The sequence below is a fragment of the Massilia paldalensis genome (assembly GCF_044901715.1).
GTDB classification, from domain to species: Bacteria; Pseudomonadota; Gammaproteobacteria; order Burkholderiales; family Burkholderiaceae_D; genus Telluria; species Telluria paldalensis.
Genome location: NZ_JBJCIU010000007.1, coordinates 68,745 through 92,110, shown reverse-complemented (window position 1 = coordinate 92,110; position 23,366 = coordinate 68,745). Strand labels below are relative to the sequence as shown.

Annotated in this window: 22 protein-coding genes; 16 read left to right on the top strand and 6 right to left on the bottom strand. The window is 65.1% G+C overall.

Features of this window, described 5'->3' with window-relative positions; translation table 11 throughout:
- Window positions 1-154 precede the first annotated feature (154 nt).
- The 11 genes from tyrS (at window position 155) to ACI1V7_RS25700 (ending at window position 9,411) form a co-directional block, all read left to right on the top strand.
- Window positions 155-1,387, top strand: a complete 1,233-nt coding sequence (gene tyrS, locus ACI1V7_RS25750) for a tyrosine--tRNA ligase (protein WP_404535004.1) — start codon at window positions 155-157, stop codon at window positions 1,385-1,387.
- A complete protein-coding gene (gene dtd, locus ACI1V7_RS25745; protein WP_404535002.1) occupies window positions 1,384-1,842 on the top strand; it encodes a D-aminoacyl-tRNA deacylase in 459 nt (152 codons plus the stop codon). The genes tyrS and dtd overlap by 4 nt, the downstream gene beginning before the upstream one ends.
- A 60-nt stretch (window positions 1,843-1,902) precedes the next feature.
- On the top strand, window positions 1,903-2,577 hold the full coding sequence (locus tag ACI1V7_RS25740; RefSeq protein ID WP_404535000.1) for a YbhB/YbcL family Raf kinase inhibitor-like protein: 675 nt from the start codon (window positions 1,903-1,905) through the stop codon (window positions 2,575-2,577).
- A gap of 3 nt (window positions 2,578-2,580) precedes the next feature.
- Complete coding sequence (locus ACI1V7_RS25735; RefSeq protein ID WP_404534998.1) at window positions 2,581-3,252, top strand: histidine phosphatase family protein; 672 nt, start codon at window positions 2,581-2,583, stop codon at window positions 3,250-3,252.
- Window positions 3,253-3,426: 174 nt separating this feature from the next.
- Window positions 3,427-4,452 (top strand): tRNA dihydrouridine synthase DusB, encoded by a 1,026-nt coding sequence (gene dusB / locus ACI1V7_RS25730; protein ID WP_404534996.1) that lies wholly within the window; start codon window positions 3,427-3,429, stop codon window positions 4,450-4,452.
- Between the two features lie 78 nt (window positions 4,453-4,530).
- Window positions 4,531-4,764, top strand: a complete 234-nt coding sequence (locus tag ACI1V7_RS25725) for a helix-turn-helix domain-containing protein (RefSeq protein ID WP_056447956.1) — start codon at window positions 4,531-4,533, stop codon at window positions 4,762-4,764.
- Between the two features lie 93 nt (window positions 4,765-4,857).
- On the top strand, window positions 4,858-6,444 hold the full coding sequence (purH, locus tag ACI1V7_RS25720) for a bifunctional phosphoribosylaminoimidazolecarboxamide formyltransferase/IMP cyclohydrolase (RefSeq protein ID WP_404534994.1): 1,587 nt from the start codon (window positions 4,858-4,860) through the stop codon (window positions 6,442-6,444).
- 181 nt (window positions 6,445-6,625) lie between these two features.
- Window positions 6,626-7,171: a crossover junction endodeoxyribonuclease RuvC gene (gene ruvC / locus ACI1V7_RS25715; protein ID WP_404534992.1), complete on the top strand. Its 546-nt coding sequence runs from the start codon at window positions 6,626-6,628 to the stop codon at window positions 7,169-7,171.
- Window positions 7,172-7,198: 27 nt separating this feature from the next.
- Complete coding sequence (ruvA, locus tag ACI1V7_RS25710; protein ID WP_404534989.1) at window positions 7,199-7,777, top strand: Holliday junction branch migration protein RuvA; 579 nt, start codon at window positions 7,199-7,201, stop codon at window positions 7,775-7,777.
- Between the two features lie 111 nt (window positions 7,778-7,888).
- Window positions 7,889-8,956, top strand: coding sequence for a Holliday junction branch migration DNA helicase RuvB (ruvB, locus tag ACI1V7_RS25705; RefSeq protein ID WP_404534988.1), 1,068 nt, complete (start codon window positions 7,889-7,891; stop codon window positions 8,954-8,956).
- A gap of 5 nt (window positions 8,957-8,961) precedes the next feature.
- On the top strand, window positions 8,962-9,411 hold the full coding sequence (locus ACI1V7_RS25700) for a YaiI/YqxD family protein (protein ID WP_404534986.1): 450 nt from the start codon (window positions 8,962-8,964) through the stop codon (window positions 9,409-9,411).
- Window positions 9,412-9,547: 136 nt separating this feature from the next.
- On the opposite strand, the gene ACI1V7_RS25695 is transcribed toward ACI1V7_RS25700, so the two are convergent.
- The 3 genes from ACI1V7_RS25695 to ACI1V7_RS25685 all read right to left on the bottom strand — a co-directional run bounded on the left by ACI1V7_RS25695 (window position 9,548) and on the right by ACI1V7_RS25685 (window position 14,524).
- Window positions 9,548-9,991: a DUF2147 domain-containing protein gene (locus ACI1V7_RS25695; RefSeq protein ID WP_404534984.1), complete on the bottom strand. Its 444-nt coding sequence runs from the start codon at window positions 9,989-9,991 to the stop codon at window positions 9,548-9,550.
- An 83-nt stretch (window positions 9,992-10,074) separates the two neighbouring features.
- On the bottom strand, window positions 10,075-11,547 hold the full coding sequence (locus tag ACI1V7_RS25690) for an aminotransferase class I/II-fold pyridoxal phosphate-dependent enzyme (protein ID WP_404534981.1): 1,473 nt from the start codon (window positions 11,545-11,547) through the stop codon (window positions 10,075-10,077).
- A gap of 178 nt (window positions 11,548-11,725) precedes the next feature.
- Window positions 11,726-14,524: a valine--tRNA ligase gene (locus tag ACI1V7_RS25685; protein WP_404534979.1), complete on the bottom strand. Its 2,799-nt coding sequence runs from the start codon at window positions 14,522-14,524 to the stop codon at window positions 11,726-11,728.
- Between the two features lie 241 nt (window positions 14,525-14,765).
- Between ACI1V7_RS25685 and ACI1V7_RS25680 the strand changes: the two genes are divergently transcribed.
- Window positions 14,766-15,404, top strand: a complete 639-nt coding sequence (locus ACI1V7_RS25680; RefSeq protein WP_404534977.1) for an ANTAR domain-containing response regulator — start codon at window positions 14,766-14,768, stop codon at window positions 15,402-15,404.
- Window positions 15,405-15,505: 101 nt separating this feature from the next.
- On the opposite strand, the gene ACI1V7_RS25675 is transcribed toward ACI1V7_RS25680, so the two are convergent.
- A complete protein-coding gene (locus tag ACI1V7_RS25675; RefSeq protein ID WP_404534974.1) occupies window positions 15,506-16,522 on the bottom strand; it encodes a GlxA family transcriptional regulator in 1,017 nt (338 codons plus the stop codon).
- A gap of 109 nt (window positions 16,523-16,631) precedes the next feature.
- Here ACI1V7_RS25675 and ACI1V7_RS25670 point away from each other — a divergent pair, with 109 nt between their 5' ends.
- The 4 genes from ACI1V7_RS25670 (at window position 16,632) to ACI1V7_RS25655 (ending at window position 21,864) form a co-directional block, all read left to right on the top strand.
- Window positions 16,632-17,738 carry an S-(hydroxymethyl)glutathione dehydrogenase/class III alcohol dehydrogenase gene (locus tag ACI1V7_RS25670; RefSeq protein WP_404534972.1) on the top strand — a complete coding sequence of 369 codons (1,107 nt, stop codon included), beginning with the start codon at window positions 16,632-16,634 and terminating at the stop codon, window positions 17,736-17,738.
- Window positions 17,739-17,928: 190 nt separating this feature from the next.
- Window positions 17,929-18,747: a hypothetical protein gene (locus ACI1V7_RS25665; protein WP_404534969.1), complete on the top strand. Its 819-nt coding sequence runs from the start codon at window positions 17,929-17,931 to the stop codon at window positions 18,745-18,747.
- 245 nt (window positions 18,748-18,992) lie between these two features.
- Complete coding sequence (locus tag ACI1V7_RS25660; RefSeq protein WP_404534968.1) at window positions 18,993-19,499, top strand: porin family protein; 507 nt, start codon at window positions 18,993-18,995, stop codon at window positions 19,497-19,499.
- 262 nt (window positions 19,500-19,761) lie between these two features.
- Complete coding sequence (locus ACI1V7_RS25655; RefSeq protein WP_404534966.1) at window positions 19,762-21,864, top strand: M13 family metallopeptidase; 2,103 nt, start codon at window positions 19,762-19,764, stop codon at window positions 21,862-21,864.
- 143 nt (window positions 21,865-22,007) lie between these two features.
- Here the strand turns inward: ACI1V7_RS25655 and ACI1V7_RS25650 are convergent, their stop codons facing one another.
- The gene (locus ACI1V7_RS25650; protein WP_404534965.1) at window positions 22,008-22,520 is read right to left on the bottom strand and encodes a hemerythrin domain-containing protein; all 513 of its coding nucleotides are present in this window, start codon (window positions 22,518-22,520) and stop codon (window positions 22,008-22,010) included.
- A gap of 175 nt (window positions 22,521-22,695) precedes the next feature.
- Complete coding sequence (locus ACI1V7_RS25645; protein ID WP_404534962.1) at window positions 22,696-23,238, bottom strand: SRPBCC family protein; 543 nt, start codon at window positions 23,236-23,238, stop codon at window positions 22,696-22,698.
- Between the last annotated feature and the right edge of the window lie 128 nt (window positions 23,239-23,366).

Sequence of the window (23,366 nt, the reverse complement as noted above, 5' to 3'; positions counted from 1 at the left end):
TGTTGTTATTTTGCTTCTTGTTGTCGGTAAAACTTTTCATGCAGCAAGATTGACGGGATCGCGAATTATACCAAAGTATGGGGTCCTACAACCGTTTTAGTCCTACTCCTACAAGATTTTTATGACCTCCGCAGAAACATCTGGTAATGCACAAATGACAAGTGCAGCCGCGCCTCTTCCCCTGTCTGACGCTGTAAAAGAAGCGCTTGCGATTACCAAACGCGGCGTCGACGAACTGCTGATCGAAGCCGAATTCGCCCAGAAACTGGCCCGTTCGGAACAGACCGGCACCCCGCTGCGCATCAAGCTGGGCCTGGATCCGACGGCCCCGGACCTGCACCTGGGCCACACCGTGGTGCTGAACAAGCTGCGCCAGCTGCAAGACCTGGGCCATCAGGTGATTTTCCTGATCGGCGACTTCACGTCGATGATCGGCGACCCGTCGGGCCGCAACGTCACCCGGCCGCCGCTGACCCGCGAGCAGGTCGAGGCGAATGCCATGACGTATTTCAAGCAGGCCTCGCTCGTGCTCGACGCCGAACGCACCGAGATCCGCTACAACTCCGAATGGTGCGATCCGCTGGGCGCGCGCGGCATGATTCAACTGGCTTCACGCTACACCGTGGCCCGCATGATGGAGCGCGACGACTTCACCAAGCGCTACAAGAGTGGGACTCCGATCTCGGTGCATGAGTTCCTCTACCCTTTGATGCAAGGCTATGATTCCGTGGCTTTGAAAGCTGACCTTGAGCTAGGTGGAACGGATCAGAAATTCAACCTGCTGGTCGGCCGTGAACTGCAGAAAGACTACGGCCAGGAGCCGCAGTGCATCCTCACGATGCCGCTGCTGGAAGGCCTGGACGGCGTCGACAAGATGTCCAAGTCGAAGAACAACTACATCGGCATCACCGAGCCGGCCAACACCATGTTCGGCAAGCTGATGAGCATCTCCGACGTGATGATGTGGAAGTACTACGAGCTGCTGTCGTTCCGCTCGCTGCAGGACCTGGCCGCGCTGAAGGCCGAGGTCGAGGGCGGCAGGAACCCGCGCGACGCGAAGGTCGCGCTGGCCCAGGAAATCGTCGCCCGCTTCCATTCGCAGCAGGCGGCCGAGGATGCGCTGGCCGACTTCGTCAACCGCTCCAAGGGCGGCATTCCGGACGACGTGCCGGAAGTGGCCGTCTCCGGTGCGCCGCTGGGCCTGGCCCAATTGCTGCGCCAGACCGGCCTGTGCGCGTCCAGCTCGGAAGCCATGCGCATGGTCGACCAGGGCGGCGTGCGCATCGACGGCGCCGTCGTGTCGGACAAGGCACTGCAGGTCCAGGCGGGCACCTTCGTCCTGCAGGTCGGCAAGCGCAAGTTCGCCCGCGTGACCTTGAGCGCATGATCGGCCTGCTGCAACGGGTGACGCAGGCCAGTGTCACCGTCGACGGCGAGGTCGTTGGCGCGATCGGGCCCGGCCTGATGGTGCTCGTGTGCGCCGAGAAGGGCGACACCGAGCGCGAAGCCGAGGCCTTGCTGGCGAAGCTGCTCGGCTACCGCGTGTTCTCCGACGAGGCCGGCAAAATGAACCGCAGCGTCGTCGACGTCGCCGGCGGCCTGCTGCTGGTGCCGCAGTTCACGCTGGCGGCCGACACCCGTTCCGGCACCCGCCCGTCGTTTTCCCCCGCCGCCGCCCCCGAGGACGGCCGCCGCCTGTTCGACCATGTCGTGCGCCGCGCGCGCGAACGCCACGCTATCGTCGAGACCGGCCGCTTCGGCGCCGACATGCAGGTGGCCCTGGTCAACGATGGACCGGTCACCTTCTGGCTGCGCATTGATCCACCCAAGCCGGCCAGCTGATTGGATGAAACTGCGCCGCCGGGCGCAGGTCATATGGGTAGGGTGGCAGGAGACACGATCATGAAAATCTGGAGCGATTCCTTTACCGAAGGCGACATGATTCCGCCGCGCTGCGCGTTCGCGGAAATGGATCCGGACAGCCATGTGCGGCTGTCGAGCAACCGCAGCCCCCACATCGCCTGGGACGAGGTGCCGGCAGGGACCCAGTCCTTGCTGCTGCTGGCGCACGACCTCGACGTGCCCGCCGTCGGCACGGACGTCAACCAGGAGGGGCGCACGGTCTCCGACGCCGTGCCGCGCCAGAACTTCTACCACTGGGTGCTGGCCGACATCCCCGTCTGCCTGAAGTCCTTCGCCGAAGGCCTGTTCTCGGACATGGTGACCCCGGGCGGAAAACCCGGGCCGCTGGTGCCGTTCACGATCAAGAACGGCACCGAGCACCAGCTGCGCCACGGCGTCAATGATTACACCAACTGGTTCGCGAACGATCCGGACATGGCCGGCGAGTACTTCGGCTACGACGGCCCATGCCCGCCCTGGAACGACGAACGCGTGCACACCTACGTCTTTACGCTGTACGCGCTCGACATCCCGCGCCTGCCGCTGGACGGCCGCTTCACCGGGCAGGAAGCACGCCTGGCGATCACCGGCCACATCCTCGACGAGGCGCGCATCTTCGGCATCTATACGCTGAACCCCGGCACGGTCCCCGACCTGATCGGGCAACCTTCCTGACGCATGACCACCGATACCGACGCCGCACCCACCGACATCCTCCTGATCCGCCATGGCGAAACCGCCTGGAACGCGGAGCGCCGCCTGCAGGGCCACCTCGACATCCCGCTGAACGGGGAAGGCGAGCGCCAGGCCGCCTTGCTGGCGGCGGCGCTGGCCGGCGAATCCATCGATGCCGTCGTCTCCAGCGACCTGATGCGTGCACGCCAGACGGCCCAGGCCGTGGCCGACACGAAGGGCTTGCCGTTGCGCCAGGACGCGCAATTGCGCGAGCGTGGCTACGGCGGCTTCGAAGGCTTGCTGTACAGCGAGATCGAGCAGCGCTTCCCGCGCGAGTTCGCCGCCTGGCAGGCGCGCGACGTCGACGCCTCCCTGCCGCCGGGGCGCAACACGGCGGAAACCTTCCGCGCCTTCTTTGCCCGCTGCACCGGCGCCATCCTGCGCCTGGCCGCGGCCAGCCCGGGCACGACGCTGGCGCTGGTCGCCCATGGCGGCGTGCTGGAATGCGCCTACCGCCTGGCGCGCGGCTTGCCGCTGGACACGCCGCGCGACTTCAAGGTCTATAACGCCAGCATTAACCGCTTCCGTTATCACCCGGCGGATGGCCGCCTCGAACTGTACAGCTGGGGCGAGGTCGAACACTTGCGTCCGGGCGTGCTCGACGAATTGCCCTGAGCACGGAGTCCGTCAGTCCGGACGCCGTGGGCACGGACGCCGTGGGCACGGGCGCCCCGTTTTGCAAGCCTATTTATGTCATGTGCGCAACAGCTCGCAAAAAATAGTGCTGAGAAATTAAGCAGCACTTCGGGTAAAATAGCGAGTTCCCGATCTTTCCGATGATTTTCTGCCGTGCAAATTGGTCCCTATACGCTGCGCAATAATGTGTTCGTCGCCCCGATGGCCGGGGTGACGGACCGGCCGTTCCGCCAGCTCTGCAAGCAGCTCGGCGCCGGCTACGCGGTGTCGGAAATGGCGGCGTCGAACCCGCGCCTGTGGGCCAGCGAAAAGTCGGCGCGCCGCACCGACCATGCGGGCGAGATGGAGCCCAAGGCCGTCCAGATCGCCGGCGCCGACCCGCACGACCTGGCCGAATGCGCCAAGTTCAACGTCGAGCGGGGCGCCCAGATCATTGACATCAATATGGGGTGCCCGGTCAAGAAGGTCTGCAACAACTGGTGCGGTTCCGCGCTGCTGCAGCACGAAGACCTGGTGCAGCGCATCCTGGAGGCGGTGGTGAATGCCGTCGACGTGCCCGTCACGCTGAAGTTCCGCACCGGCTGGGATCGCCAGAACAAGAATGCCCTGACCATCGCGCGCATGGCCGAAGAGGCCGGCATCGCCATGCTGACGCTGCACGGCCGTACCCGCGCCGACGGCTACAAGGGAGAAGCCGAGTACGACACGATCAAGGCCGTCAAGGCGGCCGTCTCGATTCCCGTCGTCGCCAACGGCGACATCACGACGCCGGAAAAGGCGAAGTTCGTGCTCGACTACACGGGCGCGGACGCCGTCATGATCGGCCGCGCCGCCCAGGGCCGCCCCTGGATCTGCCGCGAGATCGACCATTACCTGCGCACGGGAGAACTGCTGCCCGCGCCCCTGGTCGAGGAAGTGCGCGGCCTGATGAACGAACACCTGCCGGCCCACTACGCGTTCTACGGTGAATTCCTGGGCGTACGCACGGCGCGCAAGCACATCGGCTGGTACGTCGAGGACTTGCCGGGCGGTGAGGAATTCCGCCAGAGCATGAACCGCCTGGAGTCGACCGCGGAACAATTGGCGGCCGTGGATGCATTTTTCAAATCGCAACACGAGTTCGGCGAGCGGTTACAATACCGGCCCGCACAAACGGCCGACCAGCTGATCGCTGCCTGAAGCCGCAGCAGAAAACAAGAAGAACATTCGGAGACGGACGCTGCCACAAGCAGCATTTAACCAGGATAAGCAGCAGACATGAGCAAAGAAAGTATCCAGGAAGTCGTTCAGAAAAGCCTCGAAGACTATTTCAACGACCTGGGCGAGCAGAAACCGTCGAACATCTACGACATGATGCTCCTGACCGTCGAAAAACCGATCCTGCAAGTGGTGATGACGCGCGCCGAAGGCAACCAGTCGCATGCGGCGCAGATGCTGGGCATCAACCGCAACACCCTGCGCAAGAAACTGCAGGAGCACGGGCTGCTCTAAGCCGCTGGCAGGAGGCTGCGGCGTGCCGGATCGCGTCGAACGCTGCCTCCTTGATGTCCGCGTTCAACCGAATTTTCATCAACAGGCACTCCCATGATCAAACAAGCTCTCATCTCCGTCTCCGACAAGACCGGCGTGCTGGATTTCGCGCGCTCGCTGTCCGCGCTCGGCGTGAACATCCTGTCCACCGGCGGCACCGCCAAGCTGCTGCAGGATAACGGCGTGCCGGTGACCGAAGTCGCCGACTACACGGGTTTCCCGGAAATGCTGGACGGCCGCGTCAAGACGCTGCACCCGAAGGTCCACGGCGGCATCCTGGCCCGCCGCGACCTGGCGGATCACGTCGCCAAGCTGGAAGAGCACGGCATTCCGCAGATCGACATGGTGGTGGTCAACCTGTACCCGTTCCAGCAGACCGTGGCCAAGGAGCAGTGCTCGCTGGAAGACGCGATCGAGAACATCGACATCGGCGGCCCGACCATGCTGCGTTCGGCGGCCAAGAACCACCGCGACGTCGTCGTCATCGTCGACCCGGCCGACTACGGTCCGGTGCTGGCCGAGATGAAGGGCACCGGTGAGGTGGCCGGCAACGTCGGCTATGACACCAAGTACCGCCTGGCCAAGAAAGTGTTCGCGCACACCGCGCAATACGACAGCGCCATCACCAACTATCTCACCAGCCTGGGCGAGGACCGCGAGCACACCACCCGCGCCGCCTACCCGCAGACGCTGAACCTGCACTTCGAGAAAGTCCAGGGCATGCGCTACGGCGAGAACCCGCACCAGAGCGCCGCGTTCTACCGCGACCTGGCCCCGGCCGCCGGCAGTCTGGCGAACTACCGCCAGCTGCAGGGCAAGGAACTGTCGTACAACAACATCGCCGATGCCGACGCGGCCTGGGAATGCGTGAAATCGCTGGGCGGCTTCGAGCAGCCGGCCGGCTGCGTCATCATCAAGCACGCGAACCCGTGCGGCGTGGCGATCGGCGCCGATGCGCTGGACGCCTACCAGCGCGCGCTCAAGACCGACCCGACCTCGGCCTTCGGCGGCATCATCGCCTTCAACGTGCCGGTCGACGGCCGCGCCGCGGAAGCGATCGCCAAGCTGTTCGTCGAAGTCGTGATCGCCCCGGCCTTCACGGCCGAAGCGCTGACCATCATGGCGGCCAAGCAGAACGTACGTTTGCTCGAGATCGCCCTCGGCGACGGCCAGAACCTGTTCGACGTCAAGCGCGTCGGCGGCGGCCTGCTGGTGCAATCGCCGGATGCCAAGGACGTGGCGCTGGCCGACCTGCGCGTGGTCAGCAAGAAGCAGCCGACCCCGCAGCAGCTGCAGGACCTGATGTTCGCCTGGCGCGTGGCCAAGTACGTCAAGTCGAACGCCATCGTGTTCTGCGGCGGTGGTATGACGCTGGGCGTCGGCGCCGGCCAGATGAGCCGCATCGATTCCGCACGCATCGCCTCGATCAAGGCGCAGAACGCGGGCCTGTCGCTGGCCGGCTCGGCGGTGGCGTCGGATGCCTTCTTCCCGTTCCGCGACGGCCTGGACGTCGTCGTCGACGCGGGCGCGACCTGCGTGATCCACCCGGGCGGCTCGATGCGCGACCAGGAAGTGATCGACGCGGCGGACGAGCGTGGCGTGGTGATGCTCTATACTGGTACGCGTCACTTCCGTCATTGATATCGACGGTTCACGCATGGTGGGATGGGTCGGAGTCCGGTGTTGACGGTTGGACTCCGACCCCGGTGTTCCGCCGCTAGCCGTAGGGTGGGCACCACGTGCCCACCATGAACCCGTCGAAACCTGTGTTTTTAGACAGTATTTTCTTCACGAAATACCGCCGCCGGTATAACATTCGATAATGATTATCCTCGGCATCGACCCGGGCCTGCGCACGACGGGCTTCGGCGTCATCGAAAAGCAAGGCAACCGCCTGCGCTACATCGCTTCCGGCACCATCAAGACGGGTTCGGAGGGGGCGCTGCCGCCGCGCCTGAAAGTGATCCTGGCGGGCGTCAGCGAAATCGTCGCGACCTACCAGCCGGCCTGCGCGGCCATCGAAAAAGTCTTCGTCAACGTCAATCCGCAGTCCACGCTGCTGCTGGGCCAGGCGCGCGGCGCCGCCATCACGGCCCTCGTGGGCGCCGACCTGGACGTGGCCGAGTACACGCCCACCCAGGTCAAGCAGGCCGTCGTCGGCACGGGCAAGGCCGTCAAGGCGCAGGTCCAGGACATGGTCGCGCGCCTCCTGCAGCTGCCGGGCCTGCCGGGCACGGACGCCGCCGACGCCCTCGGCATCGCGATCTGCCACGCCAATACCCACGACACGTTGGGCCTGGTCGGCGCGCTGGCGCCGGCCAATCCGAAGAAACCGACGCTGCACATGAAGCGCGGCCGCCTGGTGTAACGCCATCCATCCATTGAAAGGTCACCGATGATCGGTCGTCTGTCCGGAATCCTCCTGGAAAAGAATCCGCCGCAAGTCCTCGTCGATTGCAACGGCGTCGGCTACGAGGTCGACGTGCCGATGAGCACGTTCTACAACCTGCCGCACACGGGCGAGAAGGTGACGCTGTTCATCCACTACGTGGTGCGCGAGGATGCGCACCTGCTGTTCGGCTTCGGCACGCACGGCGACCGCGCCGTGTTCCGCCAGCTGATCAAGATCACCGGCATCGGCGCGCGCATGGCCCTGTCGATCCTGTCCGGCATGACGGTGGCGGAACTCGCGCAGGCCATCACGCTGCAGGAGGCGGGACGCCTCGTCAAGGTGCCGGGCATCGGCAAGAAGACGGCCGAGCGCCTGCTGCTGGAGCTAAAGGGCAAGCTGGGCGCCGACATCGGCGTGGTCGGCGGCGCCCCGCGCGACGATGCCCAGGCAGACGTGCTCAATGCGCTGCTGGCTTTGGGGTATTCTGACAAGGAAGCGCTGATCGCCACCAAGAACATGCCGGCGGGTACCAGCGTGTCGGATGGCATCAAGCTGGCATTGAAGGCCCTTTCGAAAGCGTAAAACACCACCGTCGTCCCCGCGCAGGCGGGGACCCAATTTTGCATACGCTGTCGCGACGCTTGAAACTTGGGTCCCTGCCTGCGCAGGGACGACGGTGATACGGAACTAGCAATGAGCATCCAGACCGACAATTTCACCGAACAGCGCGTCATCGACGCCGCCCCCGCTTCGCCCAACGAAGAGGCGATCGAACGCGCGCTGCGGCCCAAGCATCTCGAAGAATACGTCGGCCAGGAAAAGATCCGCGACCAGCTCGAGATCTTCATCCACGCCGCGCGCAAGCGCCAGGAAGCGCTCGACCACACGCTGCTGTTCGGTCCGCCCGGCCTGGGCAAGACGACGCTCGCGCACATCATCGCGCGCGAGATGGGCGTGAACCTGCGCCAGACCTCGGGTCCCGTGCTGGAGCGCCCGGGCGACCTGGCCGCGCTGCTGACCAACCTGGAAGCCAACGACGTCCTGTTCATCGACGAGATCCACCGCCTGTCGCCCGTGGTCGAGGAAATCCTGTACCCGGCGCTGGAGGACTACCAGATCGACATCATGATCGGCGAAGGCCCGGCCGCGCGCTCCGTCAAGCTGGACCTGCAGCCGTTCACCCTCGTCGGCGCCACCACCCGCGCCGGCATGCTGACCAATCCGCTGCGAGACCGCTTCGGCATCGTCGCGCGCCTGGAGTTCTACAACGTCGACGAACTGACCAAGATCGTCGCGCGCAGCGCCGCGCTGCTCGAGGCGCCGATCAACGAGGAGGGCGCGCGCGAAGTCGCCAAGCGCGCGCGCGGCACGCCGCGTATCGCCAACCGCCTGCTGCGCCGCGTGCGCGACTATGCGGAAGTGAAGGGCAACGGCGAAATCACCAAGGACATGGCCGACCGCGCGCTGCGCATGCTCGACGTCGACACGGTCGGCTTCGACGTGATGGACCGCAAGCTGCTGGAAGCCGTGCTGTTCAAGTTCGCCGGCGGCCCGGTCGGCATCGGCAACCTGGCGGCGGCGATCGGCGAGGCGGCCGACACCATCGAGGACGTGCTGGAACCCTACCTCATCCAGCAGGGCTACCTGCAGCGCACCCCGCGCGGCCGCATCGCCACGCCGCTGGCCTATAAACACTTCGGCGTCGCCGCACCCCGCATCAGCCCGACGGGCGACTTGTGGGACAACCTGCCGCCGGGTTGACGGCCATGCAGATCTGGGTCGATGCCGACGCCTGTCCCGCCGTCATCAAGGACATCCTGTTCCGCGTGGCCGACCGGCTCGAACTGCAGGTCACGCTGGTGGCGAACCAGCTGATGCGTGTGCCCGGCTCGCGCTTCATCCGCGCGCTGCAAGTGCCCAGTGGGGCCGACGTGGCCGATACGGAAATCGTCGAACGGCTGGCGCCGGGCGACCTGGTGATCACCGGCGACATCCCGCTGGCGGCAAGGGTGCTGGAGAAGGGCGGCGACGCGCTGAACCCCCGCGGCGAGTTCTACACCAAGGACAATATTGCCCAGCAATTGACGATGCGCGCCTTCATGGAAGAGCTGAGGAGCGGCGGCGTCGACACGGGCGGACCTTCCGCCTTCAGCCAGGCCGACCGCCAGCGCTTCGGCAACGCGCTGGACCGCCATCTGGCGCGGCGGCCGAAGTAGTCGCCGGGCCGGCAACAACACGTCGTCCCGGCGCAGGCCGGGATCCAAGTTCTTCCTGAATGCCGCTGCGCCACCAACTTGGACCCCGGCCTGCGCCGGGGCGACGGTTCCGCGCAACGGAGAACGTGCGCCGCCTTTATTCCTGGCGCAGCCACATCTGCGAGCGGCCCAGCATCGGCATGCCGATGTAGCCGCGCACTTCCAGCTTCTTGCCGCCGTCGCGCACCGTCAGCTTGCTCTTGTAGACCTTGCCGTTCTTCGGGTCGAGGATCTGGCCGCCATTGTATTCATCGCCATCCTTCTTGAGTCCCTCCAGGATCGTCATGCCGACGATCGGCTGGTCCTTGCGCGCGTCCGTGCACAGCCCGCAGGTGGGGTTCTGGTCCTGGTCCGGCGTGCGGAACAGTTTCTCGATCTTGCCCTGCAGGACGCCGCCGTTCTCCGTGATGCGGATCAGGGCACTGGGCTTGCCGGACGCGTCGTCGATGCTCTTCCACAGGCCGGCGGGAGATTCCTGGGCGAAGGCGAGCGGGGCGGCGAAGGCGGCGGCGAGCAGGGAAGCGGTGAGGAAGGTGCGCATGGCGGTCTCCATTGACGTTGTTGTGGGCACCAGTGTAGCAAATCGAACGGTCGTTCGGTTAACTTCATCCGACACCCGTCGCGTCAGGCTTCCTGGCGGAAAACCGGCGGCGCGACCGGCCGCGCCAGCGCTTCCTTGCCGCCGAACGTCTGCGGCATGTCGTAGCGCAGGCCGGCGGCTTCCCAGCGGCGCAGGAATTCCTCGATCACTTCCGGGTGGCTGCCCAGGTGCAGGCGCACGAACGGCACCTGCGCCGTCTGGTTGAACAGCGAGGCCGAGACCAGCGTGCCGGTGGCGAAGAACAGGTCGTCGCGGAAGCGGTCGATGCCGCCGTCGGTCTGCTGGTACACCGTCGGGATCTCGATCAGCATGTACGAGGTCGATGGACCGGCGCAGATGCCGGCCGCCTGCCAGCCCATGCGTTCCAGCAGGCGCGTGCGCACCAGGTCCTTCTGGCGGGTGTAGAACAGGCCCGTCTCGATGGTCCAGTCGGCCGCTTCCGGCGTGGCCAGCCACGCGCACATGAGCTCGGCGTTATGGGTATTCGTGTGGTAGCGGTTGATCCATGACTCGCGGCTCAGCTGGCGCAGCATCTTCGGCGACGTGGTGATGGCGGCGACGCCCATCGTATTGCACGAGAACTGCTTGCCGAACGGACGCGTGGCCACCCAGCGCTCGAACATGCCGGAGCGCACCAGCACATTGTCGCCGCCGTTCACGTCGAACGCATCGAGCACGGCCTTCAGGTGGTTCACGACGGGCACGCGCGGGTCGTGCACGCAATAGTAGGCGTCGTCCAGCAGCAGGTAGCCGCCCTGGTCGGCGGCGAGCGCGAGCAGGTACTGCGTCACTTCGACGGGCCATTGCATGCCGGTCGGGTTGTGCTGCGGGTTGCTGACGGTCATGCAGATGTGACGGGTGCCGTCGGCCAGGGTGGCGCGCACGATGCGGTCCCATTCGCCCAGGTCCGGCAGCCAGCCGTTCTGCGGCCCCAGCGGCAGGAACACGATCTCGAAGCCGACGTCCTTGAAGATGCCGCGGTAGTCCCAGGCGGGCGTCGGCACCAGCGCCACCGGCGTCTTGCCGGGAAACTGTTCCCGGGAGTGGCGCAGCGCCACCTTCGCCATGTCGTACATGGCCATGCGGGTCGTCATGGCCAGGCAGCCGACGTCGATGTCCAGGCCGGCCGCCGGCTTGCGCTGCTCCAGGTGGTGCTCGTTCACGATCAGGCGGCGCATGAAGTTGCGGTGGCGCTGGATGCCGTAGCCGGACTCCGCATACCCCATGTCGCTCCGTTCGAACTGGAAGGCGTTGATGAACTCGAGGAACTTCGGGCTGACGCCGTTCCAGTGTTCGCCTTTCACCGCGTACAGCACGGGCCCGTGCGGCGCCCCGGCCTGCATATAGGCGTGGTACAGCACCTGCTCGGGCGAGCACTGGCGCATTTCTTCGGAGTCGTTGTGCAGGTGGTCCGCCGCCGCTTTGATGTGGCTGCGCAGGTGCGGCGTATGGGTCGGGACCGAGGGGCGTTCGAGGGCTTGGCTGAGTTGCGTCATGGGTGTCTCCGGATGGACATGTCGGGAAAAACTTTACGGAGTGTAATTAATTGGTTCTGGAAAAGACGCACGGTTGAACCGCCGAATCCGGCATGCCGCGATGCACAAAGTGTGGCGCCAAGAAAAAAGCCGCGCGGGGCAAGGCCCGGCGCGGCTTCTCAAGGAGCGACTGGCGGTGTCAGGCCGTCGCCAGCTTCGCGAACTGCTCGTTCAGCTTGACCAGCGTGGCGCTGAAGTTTTCCACGCGCTCGCGTTCCTGCGCGACCACGGCGGCCGGGGCGCGCGCGACGAAGCTCTCGCTCGACAGCTTGCCGTTGGCCTTGGCGATCTCGCCTTCGATGCGCGCGATTTCCTTCTTCAGGCGCTCGCGCTCGGCGGCGACGTCGATCTCGACCTTCAGCATCAGCTTGGTGGTGCCGACGATGGCGACGGCGGCCGGCGAATCGGGCAGGGCGTCGACGATCTGCACTTCCGACAGCTTGCCCAGCAGCTGGACGTAGGGCGCGAAGCCCTGGGCGGCGGCGCGGTCGGCGTCGCCGTGCGGCTCGACGATCAGCGGCACGCGCACGGACGGCGCCAGCTTCATCTCGCCGCGCAGGTTGCGGGTGGCGTCCGTGAAGCGCTTGAAGTTGTCCATCCACGCTTCCGCGTCCGCATCGATCAGCGACTCGTCGGCGATCGGGTACGGTTGCAGCATGATGGTGTCGCCCGTTTTACCCGCCAGCGGCGCCACGGCCTGCCACAGCGCCTCGGTGACGAACGGGATGACCGGGTGCGCCAGGCGCAGGATCACTTCCAGCACGCGCAGCAGCGTGTGGCGGGTGGCGCGCTGCTGCGCCTCGGTGCCTTGCTGGACCTGGACCTTCGCCAGTTCCAGGTACCAGTCGCAGTACTCGTCCCACACGAACTTGTAGATGCTGGAGGCGATGTTGTCGAAGCGGTAGTCGGCGAAGCCCTTGGCCACTTCCAGCTCGACGCGGTTCATCAGCGAGATGATCCAGCGGTCGGCCTGCGACAGGTCTTCCGGCTGCGGCTGGCTGCAGTCCTTGCCTTCCGTGTTCATCATCACGAAGCGGGTCGCGTTCCACAGCTTGTTGCAGAAGTTGCGGTAGCCTTCGGCGCGGCCCAGGTCGAAGTTGATGTTGCGGCCCAGCGATGCGTAGCTGGCCATCGTGAAGCGCACGGCGTCGGTGCCGAAGGCCGGGATCCCTTCCGGGAATTCCTTGCGCGTCGCTTTCGCGATCTTCTCGGCGGCGCGCGGGTCCATCAGGCCCGTGGTGCGCTTGGCCACCAGCGACTCGACGTCGATGCCGTCGATCAGGTCGATCGGGTCGAGGGTATTGCCCTTCGACTTCGACATCTTCTGGCCGGACGAATCGCGCACCAGGCCGTGCACGTAGACGGTCTTGAACGGCACCTTGTTCGTGAAGTGCGCCGTCATCATGACCATGCGCGCGACCCAGAAGAAGATGATGTCGAAGCCCGTCACCAGCACGGACGAAGGCAGGAACATGTCCATGTCCTTCGTCTGTTCCGGCCAGCCCATGGTGGAGAACGGGACCAGCGCCGACGAGAACCAGGTGTCGAGCACGTCGTCGTCGCGGCGCAGCTCACCGGTGACGCCGGCCGCAAGCGCCTGCGCCTTCGCGTCTTCCTCGCTGCGGGCGACGAAGATCTGGCCTTCCGGACCGTACCAGGCCGGGATGCGGTGGCCCCACCACAGCTGGCGCGAGATGCACCAGTCCTGGATATTGCCCAGCCACTGGTTGTAGGTCGTGCTCCAGTTCTCCGGCACGAACTTGATCTCGCCGCTGGCGACTTTTTCCAGCGCCACTTCGGTGATCGACTTGCCCGGATTGAACGTGCCTTCCGGTGCCGGCTTGCTCATGGCGACGAACCATTGGTCCGTCAGCATCGGCTCGATGACGACGCCCGTGCGGTCGCCGCGCGGCACCATCAGTTTATGGGGCTTCACCTGTTCCAGCAGGCCTTGCGCTTCGAGGTCGGCGACGATCTGCTTGCGCGCGGCGAAGCGGTCCAGGCCGCGGTAGGCTGCCGGCGCGTCGTCGACGATTTTGGCGTCCAGGGTCATGATCGACAGCATCGGCAGGTTGTGGCGCTGGCCGACGGCATAGTCGTTGAAGTCGTGCGCCGGCGTGATCTTCACGCAGCCGGTGCCGAAGGCTTTGTCGACGTAGCTGTCGGCGATGACGGGGATCTCGCGGCCCACCAGCGGCAGCTTGAGCATCTTGCCGTGCAGGTGCGTGTAGCGCTCGTCGGTCGGGTCGACGGCGACGGCGACGTCGCCCAGCATCGTTTCCGGACGGGTGGTGGCGACGGTCAGGTGGCCCGAGCCGTCGGCCAGCGGGTACTGGATGTACCACATCGAGCCGTCTTCTTCCTGCGAGTCGACTTCCAGGTCCGACACGGCGGTGCCCAGCACCGGATCCCAGTTCACGAGGCGCTTGCCGCGGTAGATCAGGCCCTGTTCGAACAGGCGCACGAACACTTCCGCGACGATCTTCGTGCGCGGCTCGTCCATCGTGAAGTATTCGCGGTTCCAGTCGGCGGAAGCGCCCAGGCGGCGCATCTGGCCCGTGATGGTGCTGCCCGACTTTTCCTTCCACTCCCAGACTTTCTCGATGAATTTCTCGCGGCCGAGGTCGTGGCGCGAGATCTTCTGGGCGTCCAGCTGGCGCTCGACGACGATCTGGGTCGCGATGCCGGCGTGGTCGGTGCCCGGGACCCAGGCAGTGTTGAAGCCACGCATGCGGTAGTAGCGGGTCAGGCCATCCATCACGGTCTGGTTGAAGGCGTGGCCCATGTGCAGGGTGCCCGTCACGTTCGGCGGAGGCAGCTGGATGCTGAACGACGGCTTGTTCTCATCCATCGTGGCGGCGAAGTAGCCGCGCTGTTCCCATTCCGTGCGCCAGAACTGTTCGATGTCGGCTGGCTCGAAAGACTTTGCTAATTCCATGATGTGGCTTGTATTCGGTATGTTGGAGTTCGGCGAAACGGCCATTATAGATGACGGCCGGTCAACTGCGATGGCGCCGTGCCGGTTTTTGTAGCACGGTCGTTCGGCATATATTTGTTGTATGGAAACATTTTTGGTGGCGAAAGGTAAGTGTGCGTGATATATTTTTGGTCAACTAACGACGGCCGCACAAACGCTCGCCGTTGTCATCCTTTCATTTCGTCGCCCGAGCACACTGCCGATGAGTTCTCCCGCTTCCTCCCGCCGCCTGATCCTGCTCGTCGATGACGACCCGGTCATGCTGGAATTCCTGTCCACCGTAGTGCGCCATGCCGGCCACGACACCATCGAAGCCGCTTCCGCGCCGGAAGCGCTGCAGCGCATCGCCGAACGCGAGGCCGATATCGCGCTGGCCCTGCTGGACATCAGCATGCCCGGCATGTCCGGCCTCGACCTGGCGCGCCGCCTGCGCGACCATACGGGCGTGGCCTTCATGTTCCTGTCCGCCGTCGACGACAGCGAGACGGCGCGCACGGCCGCCACCCATGGCGCCGTCGGCTTCCTCGTCAAGCCGATCGATGCCACGCACCTGCTGCCGGCGCTGGAATCCGCGCTCGCGCGCGCCGACGAGATCCGCCAGTTGCGCCGCACGGAGGTCAACCTGAACGCCGCGCTGGCCGCCGGCCGCGAGACGAGCCTGGCCGTGGGCCTGTTGATGGCGCGCTTCCAGACCGACCGCAACACGGCGTTCGAGGTGCTGCGCGACCACGCGCGCTCGAGCCGGCGCAAGATCAACGAGGTGGCCGAGCAGATGGTGGCGGCGGAAGAGCTGCTCAACAGCCTGCACGGGGCGTTTGCGGCGCGGCTGCGGAGCAAGTAAGCACACCGCGCCGTCGCCCCTGCGCAGGCAGGGGCCCAAGTGTTGCCGGCATTAACGCGACGCGTGCAACATCAGGTCCCTGCCTGCGCAGGGGCGACGGCTCATCCTTCAGCGGCAACCCCCGTCGTCGCAAACCGATCCCGGTACAAGGTCGGCGCGATCCCCATCCGTTTCTGGAACACGCGCCGCATCTGCGCCTCGCCATTGAAGCCGGCCCTTGCCGCCACCGTCTTGAGCGGCAGCCCCACGTCGGCCAGCAGCTGGCGCGCCCGCTCGAAGCGGCAGGCGGCGATGAATTCCTGGGTGCTCAGCCCCACTTCCTGCAGGAACAGGCGGGCGAAGTGGCGCTCGCTCATCATCGCCTTCTGCGCCAGCTGGGCCACGGACAGGCGCTCGTGCAGGTTATCGAGGATCCATTTCTGGATCTCGCGGATGCCGGGCCGCGCCGTGCGTTCGCTCAGCAGGTGGGCGCTGAACTGCGACTGGCCGCCGGGCCGCTTCAGGTACACGACCATGTCGGTGGCCACCTGCAGCGCCAGCTCCTTGCCGAAGTCCTCCTCGACGAGGGCCAGCGCCAGGTCGATGCCCGCCGTCACGCCGGCCGACGTCCACAGGTTCCCGGCACGGACGAAGATGGCGTCGGCATCGACGGCAATGTCCGGATGGTCGCGTTGCAGGCGCTCGGCCACGCTCCAGTGCGTGGTCGCGGCCTTGCCGTCGAGGACGCCGGCGGCGCCCAGGAAGAAGGCGCCCGAGCACAGGGCGGCCAGGCGCGGCAGGCGCGGCGCCGCATGCGCGACCCAGTCGACGATGGCGCCGCCCTCGGCCAGCGCACCGTGGATGTCGCGCGCGCCGACGACGATGGCCGTGTGCGGCAGCGCCAGCGGGTCCAGCGCCTTGGTCGCGTGCAGGCTCATCAGGGTATCGGACGGCACGTGGCCCGTCCGCATGGCGGCGATGCGCACGTCGTAGCCGTCGGGCTTGCCGTCGCGGCGCAGGTGCACGTTGGCGTATTCGAACACGGACATCGGCCCGATCGCTTCCATCGCCTTGAAGCCGGGATACACGACGATGTCGATGGCCGTCGCGGGACGGGGAGAGGTGGTTGCTGCTGACATATCCGGTCATTATCACACCAATTCCAGACACGGAGCGAAGCGCCCCTTGGCCGCGGCCGGGCTTGTGCGGATAATGGCACGATTGCACAACCATCCAGGGGAATTCCATATGAAAACCAAGGCAGCGATTGCGTGGGCAGCGGGTAAGCCGCTGACGATCGAAGAAGTCGAACTCGAAGGCCCGAAGGCGGGCGAGGTGCTGATTGAGGTCAAGGCCACCGGCATCTGCCACACCGATTACTACACGCTGTCCGGCGCCGATCCGGAAGGCATCTTCCCGGCGATCCTGGGCCACGAGGGTGCCGGCGTCGTCGTCGACGTGGGCCCGGGCGTGACGAGCCTGCGCAAGGACGACCACGTGATCCCCCTGTACACGCCGGAATGCCGCCAGTGCAAATTCTGCCTGTCGCAGAAGACCAACCTGTGCCAGGCGATCCGCTCGACGCAGGGCCGCGGCCTGATGCCTGACGCTACGTCCCGCTTTTCGCTGGACGGCAAGCCGATCTACCACTACATGGGCACGTCGACCTTCTCGAACTACATCGTGGTGCCGGAAATCGCCGTGGCGAAGGTGCGCAATGACGCGCCGTTCGACAAGATCTGCTACATCGGCTGCGGCGTCACCACGGGCATCGGCGCCGTGATCTTCACGGCCAAGGTGGAGGCGGGCGCCAACGTGGTCGTGTTCGGCCTGGGCGGCATCGGCCTGAACGTGATCCAGGCGGCCAGGATGGTCGGCGCCGACAAGATCATCGGCGTGGACATCAACCCGGAGCGCGAAGCCATGGCGCGCAAGTTCGGCATGACCCACTTCGTCAATCCGAAGGACGTCGGCAACGTGGTCGACGCGATCGTCCAGCTGACCGACGGCGGCGCCGACTACTCGTTCGAGTGCATCGGCAATACCACCACCATGCGCCAGGCGCTGGAGTGCTGCCACAAGGGCTGGGGCCAGTCGATCATCATCGGCGTGGCGGAAGCGGGCGCGGAAATCTCGACCCGTCCGTTCCAGCTGGTGACGGGCCGCGAATGGAAGGGCTCCGCATTCGGCGGCGCCCGCGGCCGTACCGACGTGCCGAAGATCGTCGACTGGTACATGGAAAACAAGATCAACATCGACGACCTGATCACCCACCACCTGCCGCTCGACCGCATCAACGAAGGCTTCGACCTGATGAAGTCCGGCGAATCGATCCGCTCCGTCGTGGTGTACTGATCCCGCGTTACCGGTCGTCCTGCGCGGCCGGCCGGTCGCTCCACTGCCGCTTGTATGCATGGCGGCAGTCCTTCCCCCGATTTTTCCGCCTGTTCCGCCGATCCGGCAGTTCGTCGCAGCCCGCTGGCCGCGACACCCCCGCACGCCCATGATGGGTCCTGTCCTTACACCACGAACGAAGGAGGAACCCATGGTCCGGCACACATCCGAGGCGCGCCGCAGCGCCGCACCGCTTTCCCGCATCCTCGCCGGCCTGTGCCTGGGCCTGGCGCTGACGGCTGGCGCCCATGCCGCCCGCCAGCCCGGCACGGTGGACAGTTATGCGCTCGTCGGCGCGAACGAGCGCGGCATGACGATCACCGGCGAGGCCGACGACTGGCGCAGGCTGAAGGCAGTGCGCAAGCAGGTGGGCGACCGGGAATTCCTGTGGGTGCGCGAAGGCGGCAAGGCCTGGGTGATCCAGGACGGCGCGACGCTGGCGAAAGTGCATGCGGCCTGGGAGCCGGTGGAGCGCCTGGGCAAGCAGATGGGGGCCTATGGCCAGGAGATGCACCGTCACGGCAAGGCAATGGATGCGCTGGGCAGGGAGATGGACCGCACGGCCGGGACCATGCAGCCCGACGAGCGCCGCATCAAGGACGTCGAACGGCGCATGTCCGCGGTGGGACGCGAGATGGAACAGGTCGGCCGCGGCATGGCCCGGGCCGACGCGGACGAGCGCGCGCGCCTGCAGGCCCGCATGGCCGAACTGCAGGGCGACATGTCCCGGCTCGGCGCCGAGATGGGCGACGCCGCGCAATCGCGGGCCCAGCGCGAGGCGCAACAGTCGATGCGCCAGGTCAGCCTGCGCATGGACGAGGCCAGCAAGCCAATTGACGAGCTCGGCAAACGCATGGATGCGCTGGGCAAGCAGATGGAGCGGGAAAGCGAGCGCGCCGACAAGGCCGTGCGCGCCGTGATCCGCGACGCCATGGCGAGGGGACTGGCAACGCCGGCGCCGCAGGGCTGAGCCATTCTCTTTTCCATGCAAACGGACATGCGGAAACGATGCATGTCCCTTTTGTTTTTTATCGTCCGACAGTGCTCGATTATATGCACGTATTAAATGCAAAACCCTATCCGGGCGTATCCAGAAACGCACACGATTGCACCACCGTCGTGCAAATTCAAAATCGATCTTGTATAATCCGCGCCGGTAATTGAAATTGGCTTTCAATTATTAATAAAAATAGATTAACCACACATCGGAAACTCATGTTCAAGAAAATCGCAGCAGCAGCGGCACTGACCCTGCTGGCATCCTCGTCGTTCGCAGCCGCCCCGACCTCCTACTACGCCGGTATCGACGGCGGTGCCACCAAGATCGACGACCTGGACACCAAGGGCAGCTTCGGCGGCTTCATCGGCTACGGCTTCAACCAGTACTTCGCCATCGAAGCCGGCTACCGCCAGCTGGGCAAGTACGACGTCGAGTTCTTCAACGGCGCCTCGGTCGACCTGAAGGCCAAGCAGACCCACGTGTCGGTGCTGGGCTTCTACCCGCTGAACCCGCAGCTGGACATCTACGGCCGCCTGGGCTGGAACAAGCTGCGCGCCGAAGCGTCGTACGGTAACTACTCGTACGGCGAAGACACTGACAAGGTCCTGTACGGTATCGGCCTGAACTACAACTTCACCCCGGCCATCTCGGGCCGCGCCGAAGTGCAGAAACCGGCAAGCGACACCACCAACTACAGCGTCGGCGTCGTCTTCAAGTTCTAAGCGCCCGATTCCAGGCCCGGATTATCTCGCGATCAGGCGCGCTCGAATCTCCGGATTGCGCGCATTGATCGCCGGATGCCGAATGCGGCATGTATTTCCCGATAAGGAAATAGATGCCGCATTTTTTATTTCCAATTAATTTTTTAATTCGTGATAATTGGATAGATTTAATCGGCAATAAATATTGCCGCGTAATTCGAAGTATGAGAGCATGGCCGCCCGCACCTTGCGTGCTTGACAACCTTTATCCGGAATATCTGCGATGCGCCCAGTCCGCCTAGCACTTCTCCTCGCACTCCTCCCGTCTTTCCTCGGCGCCGCGGCGCCGGCATCCGCCCAGGACGCCGCGGCCGCACCGGCGGCGGCCGAGCGTCCGGCCACGTCGTTCCCGTACACGCCCGGCCTGGATGTGAATGCGATGGACCGCACGGCCGACCCGTGCGTCGACTTCTACCAGTACGCCTGCGGCGGCTGGATGAAGAACAATCCGATCCCGGCCGACCAGGCACGCTGGTCCGTGTACGGCAAGCTGGCCCAGGAAAACCGCCGCTACCTGTGGGGCATCCTGGAAGACCTGTCGCAGCGCCAGGACGGCCGCACTGCGAACCAGCAGAAGATCGGCGACTATTTCGGCGCCTGCATGGACGAGCGCGCCATCGAGGCGCGCGGCGCCGCGCCGCTCAAACCCTATCTCGACCGGATCGCCGCGATCCGCTCGCAGCGCGACCTGCCGCAGGCGCTGGCCGGCCTGCACCTGGCGCTGGCCGACGGCGGCCTGTTCTTCGGTTTCGGGTCGAGCCAGGACTTCGCCGATTCCTCGAAGGTGATCGCGTTCGCCTTCGCCGGCGGCCTGGGCCTGCCGGATCGCGAATCCTACTTCAAGACGGACGCCAAATCGCAGGACGTGCGCGCCAAGTACGTGGCCCACATCGCCAATACCTTCAAGCTGCTGGGCGACGCCCCGGCCCAGGCGCAGAAGAACGCCGCGCGCGTGATGGCGATGGAAACGGCGCTGGCCAAGGCCTCGCTGTCGACCGTCGACAAGCGCGATCCGTACAAACTGTTCCACAAGGTCGATGCCAAGGGCTTGCAGGCGCTGACCCCGGGCTTCGACTGGAATGCCTACCTGGACGGCATCGGCGAGAAAGGGCAGGCCAGCTTCAACGTCACCGAGCCGGCCTTCTTCAAGGCGCTGGCCAGGCTGTGGAAGACGAGCGACATCGAGGCCACCCGCACCTACCTGCGCTGGCACGTGGCGCGCAATATGTCCTCGCGCCTGTCGTCGAACTTCGACAACGAGCACTTCGATTTCTACAGCAAGACCCTGCGCGGCGTGCAGCAGCAGCAACCGCGCTGGAAGCGCTGCGTGGCGCTGGTCGACCAGCAGCTGGGCGAAGCGCTGGGCCAGGAATTCGTGGGCCGCGCGTTCTCGCCGCAGCTGAAGGAAAAGGCGCTGCACATGACGCGTCAGATCGAGGAGGCGATGAAGAAGGACATCGACGAACTCGACTGGATGAGCGCCGAGACCAAGGCCAAGGCCCAGGAAAAGCTGGCCGCCATCGTCAACAAGATCGGCTATCCGGACAAGTGGCGCGATTATTCCAGCTACACGGTCAAGCCGGGCGATTTCGCCGGCAACGTCGAGCGCGGCAACCAGTTCGAGATGCGCCGCGACCTGGCCAAGATCGGCAAGCCGCTCGACCGCAGCGAATGGGGCATGACGCCGCCGACGGTGAACGCCTATTTCAATCCGCAGATGAACGACATCAACTTCCCGGCCGGCGTGCTGCAGCCGCCGCTGTTCGACCCGAAGATGGACGACGCGCCGAACTACGGCAACACGGGCGGCACGATCGGCCACGAACTGACCCACGCCTTCGACGACGAAGGCCGCCAGTTCGACGCCAACGGCAACCTGAAGGACTGGTGGACCAAAAAGGATGCGAAAGCCTTCGAGGAACGCGCCCAGTGCATCGCCGACCAGTACGCCCAGTACACGGTCGTCGACGACATCAAGATCAATAGCAAGCTGACGCTGGGCGAGGACGTCGCCGACCTGGGCGGCCTGATCCTGGGCTGGATGGCGTGGCAGAACGAGATGGCCAGCATGCCGCAAAAGGCGCAGCCGGGCCTGCGCGACGGCCTGACGCCGGAGCAGCGCTTCTTCGTCGGCAATGCGCAGTGGGCCTGTGAAAACGACCGTCCGGAAAACCTGCGCGTGAGCGCACTGACGGATCCGCACTCGCCGGGACGCTACCGCGTGAACGGCCTGGTGGTGAACATGCCGCAGTTCCAGCAGGCGTTCCAGTGCAAGCCGGGGCAGCCGATGGTGAAGGAGAAGGCGAAGCAGTGCAGGGTGTGGTAATTCAGTAAGCGAAACTTAAACCACGTCGTCCCCGCGAAGGGGGCGATAGTGCCGCCGGCACTATCGCCCCCAATTTTGCATGCGGTGCCGAATTGCTCGCAGAAATTGGGTCCCTGCCTGCGCAGGGACGACGTCGATGGGTGTCAGTGGCGATTCATGCGATCGCTTCGCCGCGCCTGCATATGCACGAGGTTCGCCTCGAACGCCCGCATCTCCAGCCCGATCGGCATCAGGTCGAATGCCGCCTGGCGCAGCACCGGGAACAGCTGGGTTTCCTCGTCGCGCATATGCCTGGTGACGGCTTCGATCAGTTCGCGCAGCAGCGGTTCGGCGCGCGCGTCGTCCATCGCCATGCCGCTCAGGGCCGCCAGCACGTCGTCGACGTCCAGGCTTTCTTCTTCCAGGTGCGCGACCAGGTTCGGCGCCACGCGCCGCACGCCGGGATAGAACACGGTTTCCTTCAGCCGCTCCAGGTTGTGGACGGCTTGCACGAGCTGGATGGCGGCTTGTTTCCTGGCATCCTTGCTATGGTCGTTCAAGTAGTGGTCGGCGAGCTTGCGCACCAGGTTGTGGTCGCGCAGCAAACTTTTGACCGGGTGCTCGTCCAGCGACGCGTCCTGCGTCAACCGGCGAGTCGGATCAATGTTCGTGGGCATGGGATTCTCCAGGGAATGTGGCCGGCACATCCGCGATATGCCGCCACGCCATGCTACTCCCAGCGCCGAGGCCGCTTCTGTTAGTTCGGTGACGGAAGTGCCGACCCCGGCCAAAATAGTCCGCCCACATGCAATAAAAAACGCCGCGCATGGCGGCGTTCCCGAGACCGTTGGCTCAGTGCTGCGAGATGCTGCCGCGCCAGCCGCCCGTTTCCTTGCCGCGCGCTTCGAGCATGTCCTTGAATTTCTGCAGGTTGCCGCGCGCTTCCAGGCGGACGGCGCCGAGGGCATCGCCGATCTTTTCCAGCGCGCCTTCCGGCTGGTAATCCATCTGCAGGACCACCCGCGTGACGTTGTCGGCGATCTTGTGGAAGGTCACCACGCCGCCGTTCGGCACGCCCGACGTGCTGCGCCAGGCGATGCGCTCGTCCGGGATCTGCTCGGTGATCTCGACGTCCCATTCCTTGTCTTCGCCGGCGACATTGGCTTTCCAGTGCAGGTGCTTGTCGTCCAGCTGGCGGATTTCTTTGACGCTGGCCATGAACTGTGGGAAGTCTTCGAACTGGGTCCACTGGTTGTACGCGGTACGCACCGGCACGTTTACCTCGATGGCTTCGATGATCCCCGAATCCATGCCGGAGGCCTTGTTCTTGAATTTTTTCGACAGCATCATGCCGCCTACGGCCAGTGCGGCCACGGTCACTACACGATTCAGCATGCTTTTCTCCTGTTGGTCGATCTGCTTTTAAATTACGCCAATTGCCGTTTTCATGTCGCCACTGTGCGTTATTTTCCGCGTTGGAATAGTTTTCTGGACACAAGTGCGGCTGTTGCGATACTGTATAG